Source organism: Sphingomonas sp. CFBP 13728 (assembly GCF_014841895.1).
Lineage (GTDB): Bacteria > Pseudomonadota > Alphaproteobacteria > Sphingomonadales > Sphingomonadaceae > Sphingomonas.
Genome location: NZ_JACYUS010000002.1, coordinates 567,979 through 580,654, shown reverse-complemented (window position 1 = coordinate 580,654; position 12,676 = coordinate 567,979). Strand labels below are relative to the sequence as shown.

Here is a 12,676-nt window from a genome sequence, read left to right as displayed (position 1 = left end):
GATGAACGGGCGGGCCGCGCCAGCGTTCGCGGAACTGGTCGCTGCGACCAACTACTCGTTCCTCGATGGCGCGAGCCACCCCAGCGACATCGTCGGCCGCGCGATCGAATTGAAGCTGGCCGGTATCGGCATCGCCGATCGCAATACGGTTGCCGGCGTGGTCCGCGCCTATGATGCCTTGGAACGCGCCAAACGAGGCCAGCTCGGTGCGAAGCTGCCGCCGTTCGATTTCAAGCTGGTGGTCGGCGCGCGTCTCGTATTCGCCGACGGTACGCCGGACATCATCGCCTATCCCGCAACCCGGGCCGGATGGGGACGGCTGACGCGGTTGCTGACGCTGGGCAACCGGCGGGCAGAGAAAGGCGGCTGCATCCTCGGCTTCGACGATCTGGTCGCGCATCTCGGCGAAATCCTGTTGATCGTCATGCCCGAGTGCACCGCCCGGCCGGTGGTCGCGCACAAGGATTTCGTGCTTCCCGTCCGCAACGATGCCAGTCTCGAGGCTACGCTTGTCGCGCTCCGTCCGCTTGCGCGGCGATCGGTGTGGCTTGGGGTTACGATGCCGCATGGCGGTCGCGATCGGCGACGCCAGACCCGGCTGGCCCGGATCGCCGTCAAGGCGCGCGTGCCGATCCTGGCGACCAACGACGTGCGTTATGCGGTCGCCGACGATCGCTCGCTTCACGACATCGTCACCTGCATCCGTGAGGGCACGACGATCCAGCGTGCCGGCAAACGGCTCGGTGCCAATGGCGAACGCCATTTGAAGGATGCGGACGAGATCGCACACCTTTACCGCGACCGGCCGCACGCCATCGCCGAGACGGCAAAGCTGCTCGCGCGGATCGACTTCACGCTCGACGAACTTAAATACGAATATCCGCATGAGCCCGTCCCCGCAGGCTGGGACCCTCAGGGATGGCTGGAGCACCTCGCCTGGCAATCGGCGATCGACCAATATGACGGCTATGTGCCGGACAAGCTGCTGGCATCGCTGCGCGACGAGTTCGCGCTGATTCGGCAACAGGAATACGCCTATTACTTCCTGACGGTCCACGACATCGTCCGGTTCGCACGCAGCGCCGATCCGCCGATCCTGTGCCAGGGACGTGGATCGGCCGCCAACTCGGTGGTTTGCTACGTGCTCGGCGTCACGTCGGTGGATCCGATGAAGCATGACCTGCTGTTCTCGCGCTTCGTCTCGGCCGAACGTAGCGAGCCGCCCGATATCGACGTCGATTTCGAGCATGAGCGGCGCGAAGAGGTGATGCAGTATATCTACGGGCGCTACGGTCGGGAGCGCGCGGCGATCGCCGCGACCGTCATCCACTTCCGATCGCGCAGCACCGTGCGCGAGGTCGGCAAGGCGCTCGGCTTTACCGAAGACGTCACGCAACGCCTGACCAGCACGGTTTGGGGCAGCTTTTCGAACCGTTTCCCGGAACGTCGCTTTGCCGAAACGGGGTTCGATGTCGCCAATCCGGAAATCGCCCGGTTGCGGGACATGGTCGAACGGCTGCTCGAATTCCCGCGCCACTTGTCGCAGCATGTCGGTGGGTTCGTGCTGACCCAGGGACGCCTCGACGAGATCGTGCCGATTCATAATGGCGCGATGGAGGATCGCACGTTCATCGAATGGGACAAGGACGATATCGATTGCCTCGGCCTGATGAAGGTCGACATTCTCGCGCTCGGGATGCTGACGTGCATCCGCAAGAGCTTCGATCTGATGCGACAGCACGGGCTCGGCGATCATGAACTGAAGACGATCGCCAACGACGAGAATCCGGACGTCTATAATATGCTGTGCAAGGGTGACAGCATCGGCGTCTTCCAAGTCGAGAGTCGGGCGCAGATCAACATGCTGCCCCGTCTGAGACCCCGGAAACTGTACGATCTGGTGGTTCAGGTGGCGATCGTTCGGCCCGGGCCGATCGAAGGCGACATGGTGCATCCGTATTTGCGGCGGCGGGCGAAGAAGGAGGTGGTGGTCTATCCCTCGCCATCGCCAGAGCATGGCCGAAGCGACGAACTCGAAGTGCTGCTTGGCGAGACATACGGCGTGCCGTTGTTCCAGGAACAGGCGATGAAGCTGGCGATCGTCGCGGCAAAGTTCACACCCGACGAGGCGAACGAACTTCGGAAATCGATGGCGACGTTTCGCAAGGTCGGAGGGATGAACAATTTCCAGGCCAAGCTGATAGGCGGCATGGTTGCTCGTGGGTATGAGGCAGAGTTCGCAGAGCGGTGTTTCAAGCAGATCGAGGGGTTTGGGTCCTACGGGTTTCCCGAGAGCCACGCGCTGTCGTTTGCGCGGCTGGTGTATGTGTCGTCGTGGATCAAATGTTTTCACCCGGCGGTGTTCTGTTGCGCGCTACTCAATTCGCAGCCGATGGGGTTTTATGCGCCGGCGCAACTGGTGCGGGATGCCGTGGAGCACGGGGTTACCGTGCTGCCGGTCGACGTGAATGCGAGTGGGTGGGATAACAGCTTATCCTCCCCGGCACGGGGAGGGGGACCGCGCGAAGCGGGGTGGAGGGGGGCTTCAGCGGACGTATCGCTGGCGGCTGGGCCTGTTACGAGCGCGGCGTTTGGGGATGCTAGTCTTCCAAGCGGGACGTCCGCGGCGGCCCCCCTCCACCATCCTGCGGATGGTCCCCCTCCCCGTTCCGGGGAGGATGTGCGGCTCGGGTTTCGGCAGGTGGATGGGTTTCGGAAGGATTGGGCCGACGAGATCGTTCGCGTTCGGACCACACCGTTCGCTAGCATCGAGGACCTCGCGCGGCGCGCCAATTTGCCGCAGCGGGCGATGAACCTGCTTGCCGATGCGGATGCGTTCCGGTCGGTGGCGAAGGAACGGCGCGAGGCTTTGTGGGATGTGCGCCGGACCCCGCCCAAGCAGCTTGCGCTGTTCGCGGCGGCAGAGGTGCCCGAGCTTGGCGCAGAGCCCGACGCGCACCTGCCAGCGATGCCGCTGTCCGAACAGGTGGCGGCGGATTACCAGACGACTCGGCTGTCGTTGAAGGCACATGCGATGCAGTTCCTCCGCGAACGCTTTGCTGCTGAAGGTATCCTGTCGAGCGCACAGGCCAACGCGACCAAGGACGGGCGGCGTGCGAAGGTGGCGGGCGTCGTCCTGGTCCGCCAGCGCCCCGGCAAGGGCAATGCGATCTTCGTGACGATCGAGGACGAGACCGGGATCACCAACGGGCTGATGTGGGCGCGCGACTTCGAGGCGAACCGCCGCGCGGTGATGGCATCGCGGCTGATGGTGCTGGAGGGCGTGATCCAGCGCAGCGAGGAAGGCGTGACGCACCTGATGACGTCGCGGGTGCAGGATCGCACCGAGATGTTGCGGCTGTTGTCGGAAGATCAAGCGCTGGAGCCGCCGCTCGCGCGCGTGGACGAGGTGATCCGCCCCGTCCTCCCACGCGGCCCTGACGGACGGACACCGCGTGCCCAGCATCCGCGTGCCCAGCATCCCCGGGACGTCCGCGTCCTGCCCAAATCGCGCGACTTCCATTGATTCCAATCCCGTCTCGGATCCCGATCTCGTCGAGCCCAAGGCCCGTCTCGAATCCTACGGCCGTCACCCCAGCGAAAGCTGGGGTATCTCACGTGGCACGCGACCACCGCCTCACGGGGATACCCCAGCTTTCGCTGGGGTGACGGGTCTGGGGTGACGGACCAAGGATCGACGGGCCGCTTCAACGGCGCCGCCGCCACGTGGAATTTCGACCGCGATGCTCTACAGGTGGCCTCTAGAGGTGGCATTCGCCGCGGGGGCGCCCCAGATAGCACGCGAGAATTACACGGGAGTTGAACTTGGCCACGCTTGGAATGTCCCCCGCGGAGAAGGACGCCGTCGAGGCGTTCCGTCGCGATGTCGTCGAACCGTCGATGACCAGCCTCGTGATCATCGATTTCTGGGCGGAATGGTGCGGGCCGTGCAAGGCGCTGACGCCGACGCTGGAGAAGGTCGCCGCCGATTATGCCGACAAGGGCGTCGTGCTGGCGAAGGTCGATACCGACAAGAACCAGTTCATCGCCGCGCAATTCCAGATCAAGTCGATCCCCACCGTCTATGCGATGTTCCAGGGCCAGCTGGTCGCCGACATGACCAGCGCGCGCACCGAATCGCAGCTGCGGGTGATCCTCGACCAGTTGCTCAAGCAGCTGCCGATCGAAGCCGGCGCAACCGACGCGGTGCCCGACGTCGAGCCGTTGATCGCGATCGGTGAAGAGGCGCTCGCGGCCAATGACGGCGAGCGCGCACTGGGCATCTTCCGCGAGATCGCCGAGATCGCGCCCGAGCATCCGCAGGTCCATGCCGGTTTCGTCCGCGCGCTGGTCGCGACCGGGCAGCTTGACGAGGCCTCGGACTGGTTGGCGAACCTCGATCCGGCGATCGCCAAGGACCCGGCGATTACGCGCGCACAGGCGGCGCTTGCGCTCGCACAATCGGCCCCGCCGGTCGCGGATCTGTCGCCGCTGCTGGCCGCGGTCGAGGCGAACCCCGACGACCTGCAGGCCCGGTTCGCGCTCGCCAATGGCCAGATGGCGGCGAACGATCGTGATGCGGCGGCCGACACGTTCCTCGGCATCATCGCCACCGAGCGCGACTGGAACGAGGGCGCGGCGCGGACGCAGTTGCTGAAATTGTTCGAGGTCGTCGGGCTCGAAGACCCGTGGGTGTCTGGACAGCGACGCCGCCTGTCTGCGATCCTGTTCGGATGACCACCGAGTCCGCCCCCCCGCGCGCCACCACGCGACTGTCGATCTTCCCGCTGCCGGGGGCGCTGCTGTTCCCCGGCATGCACCTGCCGCTGCACATGTTCGAGCCGCGCTATCGGGCGATGATCAGCGATGCGATGGCGCGCGACCGGCGGATCGGGATGATCCAGCCGCGGGGCGGACCGCATGACGACGCGGATGCGCTGTACGACGTCGGCTGCGTCGGCAAGATCGCCGAGGTCGAGGCGCTCGACGATGGCCGTTACAACGTCGTGCTGGAGGGCATCGCGCTGTTCCGGATCGTTCGCGAGTTGGACGTGACGACCGCGTTCCGCCAGGTCGAGGCGGAATTGCTGCCGTTGATCGAGGACGACGCGCTGTCGCTCGGCCGGCGCTCGTCGCTGGAACTGGAGTCGCGTCGTTTCGCCGACATGCAGGGCTATGCCGTGGATTGGGATGCGGTCGGTCGGCTCGACGACGAGAGCCTGGTCAACGGTATCGCCCAGATCGCACCGTTCGATGCGGCCGCCAAGCAGGCGCTGCTCGAGGCGCCGGATATCGAGCAGCGCGCCGAGCTGATCATCCAACTGATGCAGTTCTTCGGCCGCCACGACGGTGACGAATCGGTGACGTTGCAGTGAAGTCGCCCAGCAAGGGTCGCGCGCATGGCGCCGTGATGATGATCGGCATGTTCTTCGCCAACCTCTTCGATCCGAAGAAGATCACCGCGATCGAACACGTCGCGACGCAGCGGCGGATCGGCAGCGAGTCCAGTCGCATTGCCCAGGCCGCCGCGGCGTCGCCTTCCCGGGGCGAAGGATTTTGACGATGAAACCGCTGGATCCCTGGCTGCTCGAACGTCTCGTCTGCCCGATGACGCGCACGCCGCTTCGCTATGACGAGGCCGCGCAGGAACTGATCTCGGACGCTGCCGGGCTCGCTTACCAGATCCGCGATGGCGTGCCGGTGATGCTGGTCGAGGAAGCGCGCCGGCTCGACGAGACCGCCGCCTGATCGTCTCGTTTCAGTACCCCGTCCGCGTCGCGCCGGCCTCTCGGACGGCAGCGAGCGTCGGGTAGCCGTTTACCGCCATCAGCAGGTCGGCTTCGGCGAGGATGCACTTCAGCACATGCGCCGCGCCGTTCGCGCCGTCGAGCGCCAGGCCGTACGTGTAGGGCCGGCCGATCCCGACCGCGGTGGCGCCGAGTGCGAGTGCCTTGACCACGTCGCTCCCTGACCGAACGCCGGAGTCGAACAGTACCGGCACGGCCCCGCTGGCCGCGACCACCGCGGGCAGCATGTCGATCGCGGCGATCCCGCCATTCGCCTGGCGTCCGCCGTGGTTCGAGCAGTAGATTGCGTCCGCCCCCAGATCGATCGCGCGCCGCGCGTCGTCGGGGTGGCAGATGCCCTTCAGGACGATCGGCAGCTTGGTCATCGATCGCAGCCACGGCATGTCGTCCCACGTCAGCACCTTGCCGAACGTCCCCGCCCATTGGCGTACGGCGGCCGCCACATCCTCACGCGGCGGCTTGGCGAGCATCGCGCGGAAGACCGGGTCGCTGAAATAGTTCTCCAGCACATGGCCGCGCAATTGCGGGAAGTTCGCGACGTTCAGGTCACGCGGGCGCCAGCCGGTGACCCAGGTGTCGAGCGTGACGACGATCGCCTTGTATCCCGCCGCCTCGGCACGGTGGACGAGGCTCTCGGCGAGCGGCTTGTCCTTGGGCGTGTAGAGCTGGAAGAAGCCGGCCGTGTCGCCCATCGCCGCGGCGACGTCCTCGAGCGGATCGTTCGACAGCGTCGACTGGATCAGCGGAACGCCGGTCAGCGCGGCCGCCCGCGCGGCGGCGAGATCGCCATGGCCGTCCTGCGTGCACATCCCGTTGATCCCGACCGGGCTCATGAAGATCGGGCTGGGCAGCGTCATCCCGAACAGGTCGATCGACAGGTCGCGGCGCGTGGCATCGACCATCATCCGCGGCGTCATGCCCCAGTGCCGGAACGCGTCGGCATTCTGGCGCTGCGTAAACTCGTCGCCGCACCCGCCCTGCAGATAGCCGAGCACCGACGGGGGCACCGCCGCTGCCGCCCGAGCCTCGAGCGATGCGAAATCGACCGGGACTTTCGGGACGACCCCGGCGAGTCCGGCGAAATAGATCTCGTTCTGGTAATCGCCGTAATGCGGCATGCGTTGCCCTCCGAAGCTGGTCGCGATCAGTCCCGATAGCCCGGATTGACGCGGTCGAGCTTGCGTAACAGCGCGGGCCAGGCGAGTCCGTCGGCGAGCATGCGGATGCCTGCACCGCTCGATTGGCCCTCGACCTTCTCGGCGACGCCCTGGTTGGGGTTGTTCAGATTCTCGCGACCGGCGCTCAGCATCAGGACCTGCGCCTCGCAGGCGCGTTCGAGGAAATACATTCGCAGGAACGCCTGCGGCACCGACTCGCCCACCGTCAGCGTGCCATGGTTGCGCAGGATCATCGCGTTCTTGGTGCCGAGATCCTGCACCAGCCGCTCGCGTTCCTCCAGTTCCGTCGCGATGCCCTCGAAGTCGTGATAGGCGACGTCGTGCCCGGCAATCATCGCCGTCTGCGTATGCGGGAGCAGCCCTTCGGCCATCGCCGATACCGCCTGGCCGTGTGGGGTGTGGAGATGCAGCACCGCGACCGCTTCGTGGCGTGCGGCATGGACCGCCGAGTGGATCACGAAGCCCGCGCGGTTGACCGGGGCAGGGGTGTCCATGACCTTGTTGCCGTCGACGTCGATCTTGACCAGCGACGACGCGGTGATCTCCTCGAACATGTGCGTGTACGGGTTGATCAGGAAATGATGCTCGGGGCCGGGGACGCGCGCCGAGAGATGCGTGAAGATCAGATCGTCCCAGCCGTACAGCGCGACCAGCCGGTACGCGGCGGCGAGATCGACGCGCAGCGCCCATTCTTCGGCCGATACCTGATCCTTGATCGTCGTTGCCGCCGCCGTCGGTTCCATCGCCTTCAATGCCGTTGCCATCATCCGCCTCCTTATGTTTGACCCCTTGTACGACCGGGCTTCGACAAACTTTGTCTCGATGGTGACAATCCCGAAATTTCGCCTAGCCTTGCGTGATGCACGATCCGGATCACGCAATATTGGCGGCCGATAGCTGGTTCGGCGCGATACCGACGGGCCGTCGCGAGCGCCTGTTGCAGGAGGCACGAGTCGAGGTGCTGGAGAACGGCGCGCGGATCTACGGCTCGGGCGATCCGCCGAACGGGCTGTGGGCGGTTCTGGATGGGCAGGTCCGGTTGAAGGGCTTGTCCGCCAATGGTGCCGAACTGCTCGCGCTGATCGTGCGGCCGGGGACTTGGTTCGGGGAATTGTCGACGCTGGACGGCCATCCCAGGCCACATGACGCGACGGCGTTCGGCACGGCGCGACTGCTTCATGTGCCGGTGGCGGCGTTTGCGCGGGCGGCGGCGGCGGACCCGGAGCTTTACCGCGATCTCGGACTGCTCGTGTGCGCGCACCAACGCACCGCCTTGCGGTTCATCGCGCAGAGCGTGGGGCAGTCGATCCGGGTGCGACTGGCGCAGGCGCTGATGCGTGCGTCGCAGGCGGGCGATGGTCGCATCACGATCCGCCAAGAGGAGCTGGCCGGCGTGGTCGGCATCGCACGCCAGACGCTCAACCGGCACCTGAAGCGGTTCGAGCGCGATGGCCTGGTCGCGGTGGCCTATGCGCAGGTTCGCATCCTCGACCTGCCGGGACTGCGCGGCGTCATCACCGAATAGGGCATCGCCAAGCGCTTCTCCCACGCGCTACACTCCCGCCCATGACCATCAGAATCGGTATTGGCGGCTGGACCTACGAGCCGTGGCGTGGGACCTTCTATCCGGAGAAATGGCCGCAGAAGCGCGAGCTCGGCTATGCCGCCGAGCACGTCACCGCGATCGAGATCAACGGCACCTATTACGGCAGCCAGAAGCCGGCGACGTTCGCATCCTGGGCGAAGGCGGTGCCCGACGGGTTCGTCTTTTCGCTCAAGGCGTCGCGCTATTGCACCAACCGGAAGGTGCTGGCCGAGGCGGGGGAGTCGATCGCCAAGTTCACCGGTCAGGGGATCGTCGAGCTCGGCGACCGGCTTGGACCGATCCTGTGGCAGTTCATGGCGACCAAGAAATTCGACGCCGACGATTTCGCCGCATTCCTGAAGCTGTTGCCCACCAAGCAGGACGGGCTCTCGCTGCGCCATGCGATCCAGGTCCGTCACGAGAGTTTCGCGGTGCCGGAATTCGTCGCGATGTGCCGCGATGCGGGCGTCGCGATCGTCTTCGCGCAATCCGCCGAATACCCGGCGATCGCCGACGTGACCGGCGACTTCGTCTATGCGCGACTGGAGGATGCCGAGGAGCGCTTCGTCGCCGGCTATGCGCCGACCGCGCTGGACGGATGGGCGGACAAGGCGAGGATCTGGGCGGCGGGGGGACGGCCTGACGGTCTGCCCTATGTCGAGGACGCCGCGCCGGCGAAGACGCCCTGCGAGACGTTCATGTTCTTCATCAACGGCGCGAAGGTTCGCGCACCCCATGCAGCGATGGCGCTGATCGAGCGAGTTCGAGAGTAAGTCTGGCAGTAATTATTCTGGTAATGCTTTCGCGGGCGGTGAGGTTCGATATGTTGCCGACATGGCTACAAGTCGGTCGATCGTTCAGAGAAAATCCGATACGGTAGTTCAGGACCGCAATGGTCCGTGCGATCGACCTTACTGTATTGAAGGGAGCGCTCGATGAAGTTGGCAGTATCATGTGCCGTCATGTGCTTTTCGACGATGGCAAATGCACAAGCTTTCCAGCCGCCTCAGTCCTACACACCCTATTCGGATCCCTTTCGCGGGATAGACCCGGATCGCGATGTCTTGCGCGGTCGTGGATGGGGGGGCGATACGCCGACGATGCGGCAGCAACGGGAAAAGCGTGTTGCCGCGTTCCGGATGAAGGTGGCGAACCTCGTGACGCTCAAGAGCGGGACGCTTTCGGACGCGGACCAGAAGACCCTGAGGCACGAATATACCAAGCTCCTCTATCGCAATCGGTAAATGTATTCTGGGGCAGCGAGCAGCATGAACCACGCCGCCAGCAGAGGATGCGATCCCGAAAGCGGTCGTTGATCCTCCGAGGTTCGGGTCGGGATAACGGTCCAATGGTGGCGACGCGGATCAGCGGCTCTTGGAAATATCGCTGGAACAGCTCGCCAGCGGCCTGCATTCCGAAATGATGGCCCTGCAACGTGCTTGTCCGACACCGATCATGCGCAATGGAGGCATTCCCCATAGAGCGGTGCGGCAATCGATCGGCTTAGATCCCGTCGGACTCGGGAGCGGTCGTCTCGACCGGCGTGGCGGGGATCACCACCGGCGCCGGCTGAGGCTGTCCGGCCTGGCCGATCAACGCGGTGTTTTCGATCACGTCGAGCGCCTGGCGTGCGACGACATAGCGCCGTGCAGCATCCATCCAGTTGCCGGCCTGGGCGGCGCCGGGCAGGCGCGCGACTTCGGCACGTGCCGCCTCGACCTGGCCCGCGCCCAACAAGCGGCGCGCACGGGCGAGGCGATCCGCCGGCATCGGCGAGGGGGTGCCCGCCTTGCGGAGTACCACGAGCGTGTCGATCTGATGCTGGACGGTATCGAGCCAGTTCTCGCCGGTCGAGCTGGTGATGTCCGGTGCGATCGCGTCGAGCCCCTGGCGCAGATCTTCCAGAGTCACCGGTTGGCGTGCGGCCTGGATCAGCAACGTCGTCGCGCGGGGCTGCGCCTGGCCGAACCGCAGGCGTACCTGCTCCTCCAGATAGCCGAGCCCGACGCCGCGATCGAGCGCACGGCGAGCCGCGAAGGCCACCAGCAGCCCTTCGGCGCGCGTAGCCTGCGCGCCGGCGGCGGCGGCATCGGTGGTGATCGTGGCCGTGCGCGCCTCGAGTGCGGTGAGCTGGCCGGCCAGCGTCGCCTCTCGCGTGGCCAGGACCGTCGTATCGATCGGTGCCGCTGCCTGCGGCTCACCGTCCGGACCTAGCGGTTGTGCGGGGATATAGCCCGAATTGCCGGCCGCCAGCTTTTGCCGCGCAGCGGAGGACGCGGCCGCCGTCGCCTGCGTGGCCTTGAACCACGGCAGCATCTTCGCCGCATAGGCCATCAGCCCGAGCCCGGCGATAAACGCGAGCGCGGTGAGGGCGATGATGACGCCCATTCTGGGTCCGCGTGCCCGTGGGCGATCGGTCGGCACGTAGTCGCTCATGGCGTGCTTATCCCCGCCATCCACCGGATGGTCAATCGCGCGTATGTTCGCACGTGCAGCAGCGAGTGCTACGAGTGCCGGATCGCTCGGTTGCGGGGCGATCGAGACGGTCGCCCAGCCGGTTCCGGCCACTTCGGCGACGGCTGCGCTGATCGCGGCGATCTCTATCCCGGACCGGTCGATGCCCGCCGTATCGAGCATAGCCTTCAACCCGGCCGCGGCGCGTTCGGAGTGCAGCAACACGACGGTATCGGCGAACGACTGCGCCACCGTCGCGTCGATCGGCACATCATCGCTCGCGTAGACCGTAATGGCCTCGATCCCGTCGCCGGTCGGGGCACGATCGCGCCCGGCCAAATGCAGCAGTCGCGCAAAACCGCGATCGCGCGCTTCGGAAACGGCATCGCGCGCGTCGCCCGACCCGGTCACCGCGACCGCAAAGCCCGCGTCGGTCGCTACCGCCGCCGTCGCGGCGCCGACGGCGACCACCGGCAGGCGCTTCAACGCGTCCAGTCCTGCACCGCCATGCCGCACCGCGTTCGCGCTGGTCAGCAACAACCCGTCGAACGCTGCCGGATCGGGCGCGCTCCAGTCGACCGGCGTTACGGCGAACAGCGGAACCTGCCGTACGTCGAGCCCTAACGCCCGCAGCGCCGCCGCAGTCCGCGCATTGCCGGGCTCCGGCCGCACCACGACGACCGCGTGAGGCGACGTCATGCCGCGAACAACCGGCGGACGCTGGCCGGCGCGCGCGTGAGAAGGTCTATCGCCAGCATCGTGCCCAGATCCTCGCCCGCGCCGCCCTCGATCGATCCGGCGACGTCGCACGTCCCGTCCTCTGCGATCAGCTCGGCGCGCAACGTCAGCGTCTCGCCTGCCAGCGACGCGAGAGCTGCGACCGGCGAGTGGCAATCCGCCCCGAGCCGGGCGAGCAACGCGCGCTCGGTCAGCACGCACAGGCTGGTGTCGGCATGGTCGATCGCGGCGACGATCGCGTGCGCGGCGCTACCGTCGAGGACCTCGATCCCGACCGCCCCCTGCGCCGGTGCGGGCAGCATGATGTCGGTCGGGATCGCATGGCCGTCCTCGCGCCCGAGGCGATCGAGCCCGGCGGCGGCGAGCAGCGTGGCATCCATCTCGCCGCTCGCCACCCGGCCGAGCCGCGTGTCGACGTTGCCGCGGATCAGCACGATCTCCAGGTCGGGCCGCAGCCGCAGCATCTGCGCGCGGCGTCGCGGCGAACTCGTCCCGACGACGGCGCCCGGGCGCAGGTCGGCAAAGGTCTCCGCACCGATCAGCCGATCGCGCACGTCGGCCCGCGGCAGCATCGCGGCGATCCTCAGCGTGTGCGGCCGGATCGTCTCGACGTCCTTCATCGAATGGACCGCGCAGTCGATGTCGCCGTCGTGGAGAGCGCGGTCGAGCTCCCTGGTCCACAGCGCCTTGCCGCCGATCTCGGCGAGCGCGCGATCCTGGACACGGTCGCCCGTCGTGCGGATCACAACCGTCTCGACCTTGTCGGGCGACCAGCCATGCGCCGCGCACAACGCATCGCGGACCAGGCCTGCCTGGGTGAGCGCCAGCGGCGAACCGCGCGTACCGAGCCGAAAAACTGTCATGCTGGGTGCCATGCAGAAAGGGGCACCCTTCGACAAGCTTCACGCAGGCCT

At 66.4% G+C, this 12,676-nt stretch carries 12 protein-coding genes; 8 read left to right on the top strand and 4 right to left on the bottom strand.

Annotation, left to right across the window (positions count from 1 at the left end):
* Nucleotide 1: 1 nt before the first annotated feature.
* The 5 genes from IFT67_RS11565 (at nt 2) to IFT67_RS11545 (ending at nt 5,748) form a co-directional block, all read left to right on the top strand.
* On the top strand, nt 2-3,526 hold the full coding sequence (locus tag IFT67_RS11565; RefSeq protein WP_192238419.1) for an error-prone DNA polymerase: 3,525 nt from the start codon (nt 2-4) through the stop codon (nt 3,524-3,526).
* Nucleotides 3,527-3,840: 314 nt separating this feature from the next.
* Nucleotides 3,841-4,737 (top strand): tetratricopeptide repeat protein, encoded by an 897-nt coding sequence (locus IFT67_RS11560; RefSeq protein WP_192238680.1) that lies wholly within the window; start codon nt 3,841-3,843, stop codon nt 4,735-4,737.
* Nucleotides 4,734-5,375, top strand: coding sequence for an LON peptidase substrate-binding domain-containing protein (locus IFT67_RS11555; RefSeq protein ID WP_192238418.1), 642 nt, complete (start codon nt 4,734-4,736; stop codon nt 5,373-5,375). The genes IFT67_RS11560 and IFT67_RS11555 overlap by 4 nt, the downstream gene beginning before the upstream one ends.
* A gap of 35 nt (nt 5,376-5,410) precedes the next feature.
* The gene (locus tag IFT67_RS11550; protein ID WP_192238417.1) at nt 5,411-5,560 is read left to right on the top strand and encodes a hypothetical protein; all 150 of its coding nucleotides are present in this window, start codon (nt 5,411-5,413) and stop codon (nt 5,558-5,560) included.
* 2 nt (nt 5,561-5,562) lie between these two features.
* Nucleotides 5,563-5,748, top strand: a complete 186-nt coding sequence (locus tag IFT67_RS11545; RefSeq protein ID WP_192238416.1) for a Trm112 family protein — start codon at nt 5,563-5,565, stop codon at nt 5,746-5,748.
* A 10-nt stretch (nt 5,749-5,758) separates the two neighbouring features.
* Here the strand turns inward: IFT67_RS11545 and IFT67_RS11540 are convergent, their stop codons facing one another.
* A complete protein-coding gene (locus IFT67_RS11540) occupies nt 5,759-6,925 on the bottom strand; it encodes an alpha-hydroxy-acid oxidizing protein (RefSeq protein ID WP_192238415.1) in 1,167 nt (388 codons plus the stop codon).
* 26 nt (nt 6,926-6,951) lie between these two features.
* Nucleotides 6,952-7,749, bottom strand: coding sequence for a class II aldolase/adducin family protein (locus IFT67_RS11535; RefSeq protein WP_192238414.1), 798 nt, complete (start codon nt 7,747-7,749; stop codon nt 6,952-6,954).
* A gap of 95 nt (nt 7,750-7,844) precedes the next feature.
* Here IFT67_RS11535 and IFT67_RS11530 point away from each other — a divergent pair, with 95 nt between their 5' ends.
* The 3 genes from IFT67_RS11530 (at nt 7,845) to IFT67_RS11520 (ending at nt 9,814) form a co-directional block, all read left to right on the top strand.
* Nucleotides 7,845-8,510 (top strand): Crp/Fnr family transcriptional regulator, encoded by a 666-nt coding sequence (locus IFT67_RS11530; RefSeq protein WP_192238413.1) that lies wholly within the window; start codon nt 7,845-7,847, stop codon nt 8,508-8,510.
* Nucleotides 8,511-8,551: 41 nt separating this feature from the next.
* Nucleotides 8,552-9,343 (top strand): DUF72 domain-containing protein, encoded by a 792-nt coding sequence (locus IFT67_RS11525; protein ID WP_192238412.1) that lies wholly within the window; start codon nt 8,552-8,554, stop codon nt 9,341-9,343.
* 327 nt (nt 9,344-9,670) lie between these two features.
* Complete coding sequence (locus IFT67_RS11520; RefSeq protein WP_192238411.1) at nt 9,671-9,814, top strand: hypothetical protein; 144 nt, start codon at nt 9,671-9,673, stop codon at nt 9,812-9,814.
* Nucleotides 9,815-10,073: 259 nt separating this feature from the next.
* Here IFT67_RS11520 and IFT67_RS20620 read toward each other — a convergent pair whose 3' ends face one another.
* Together IFT67_RS20620 and hemC are read right to left on the bottom strand one after the other, a co-directional pair.
* A complete protein-coding gene (locus tag IFT67_RS20620; protein ID WP_244647336.1) occupies nt 10,074-11,723 on the bottom strand; it encodes a uroporphyrinogen-III synthase in 1,650 nt (549 codons plus the stop codon).
* On the bottom strand, nt 11,720-12,625 hold the full coding sequence (gene hemC / locus IFT67_RS11505) for a hydroxymethylbilane synthase (RefSeq protein ID WP_244647335.1): 906 nt from the start codon (nt 12,623-12,625) through the stop codon (nt 11,720-11,722). Before hemC ends, IFT67_RS20620 begins: the two co-directional genes overlap by 4 nt.
* Nucleotides 12,626-12,676: the final 51 nt, after the last annotated feature.

Bases quoted from the DNA above. Each gene is read 5' to 3' on its own strand.
- IFT67_RS11565 (WP_192238419.1), top strand. From the start codon at position 2: ATGAACGGGCGGGCCGCGCCAGCGTTCGCGGAACTGGTCGCTGCGACC.
- IFT67_RS11560 (WP_192238680.1), top strand. From the start codon at position 3,841: ATGTCCCCCGCGGAGAAGGACGCCGTCGAGGCGTTCCGTCGCGATGTC.
- IFT67_RS11555 (WP_192238418.1), top strand. From the start codon at position 4,734: ATGACCACCGAGTCCGCCCCCCCGCGCGCCACCACGCGACTGTCGATC.
- IFT67_RS11550 (WP_192238417.1), top strand. From the start codon at position 5,411: ATGATGATCGGCATGTTCTTCGCCAACCTCTTCGATCCGAAGAAGATC.
- IFT67_RS11545 (WP_192238416.1), top strand. From the start codon at position 5,563: ATGAAACCGCTGGATCCCTGGCTGCTCGAACGTCTCGTCTGCCCGATG.
- IFT67_RS11540 (WP_192238415.1), bottom strand. From the start codon at position 6,925: ATGCCGCATTACGGCGATTACCAGAACGAGATCTATTTCGCCGGACTC.
- IFT67_RS11535 (WP_192238414.1), bottom strand. From the start codon at position 7,749: ATGGCAACGGCATTGAAGGCGATGGAACCGACGGCGGCGGCAACGACG.
- IFT67_RS11530 (WP_192238413.1), top strand. From the start codon at position 7,845: ATGCACGATCCGGATCACGCAATATTGGCGGCCGATAGCTGGTTCGGC.
- IFT67_RS11525 (WP_192238412.1), top strand. From the start codon at position 8,552: ATGACCATCAGAATCGGTATTGGCGGCTGGACCTACGAGCCGTGGCGT.
- IFT67_RS11520 (WP_192238411.1), top strand. From the start codon at position 9,671: ATGCGGCAGCAACGGGAAAAGCGTGTTGCCGCGTTCCGGATGAAGGTG.
- IFT67_RS20620 (WP_244647336.1), bottom strand. From the start codon at position 11,723: ATGACGTCGCCTCACGCGGTCGTCGTGGTGCGGCCGGAGCCCGGCAAT.
- hemC (WP_244647335.1), bottom strand. From the start codon at position 12,625: ATGACAGTTTTTCGGCTCGGTACGCGCGGTTCGCCGCTGGCGCTCACC.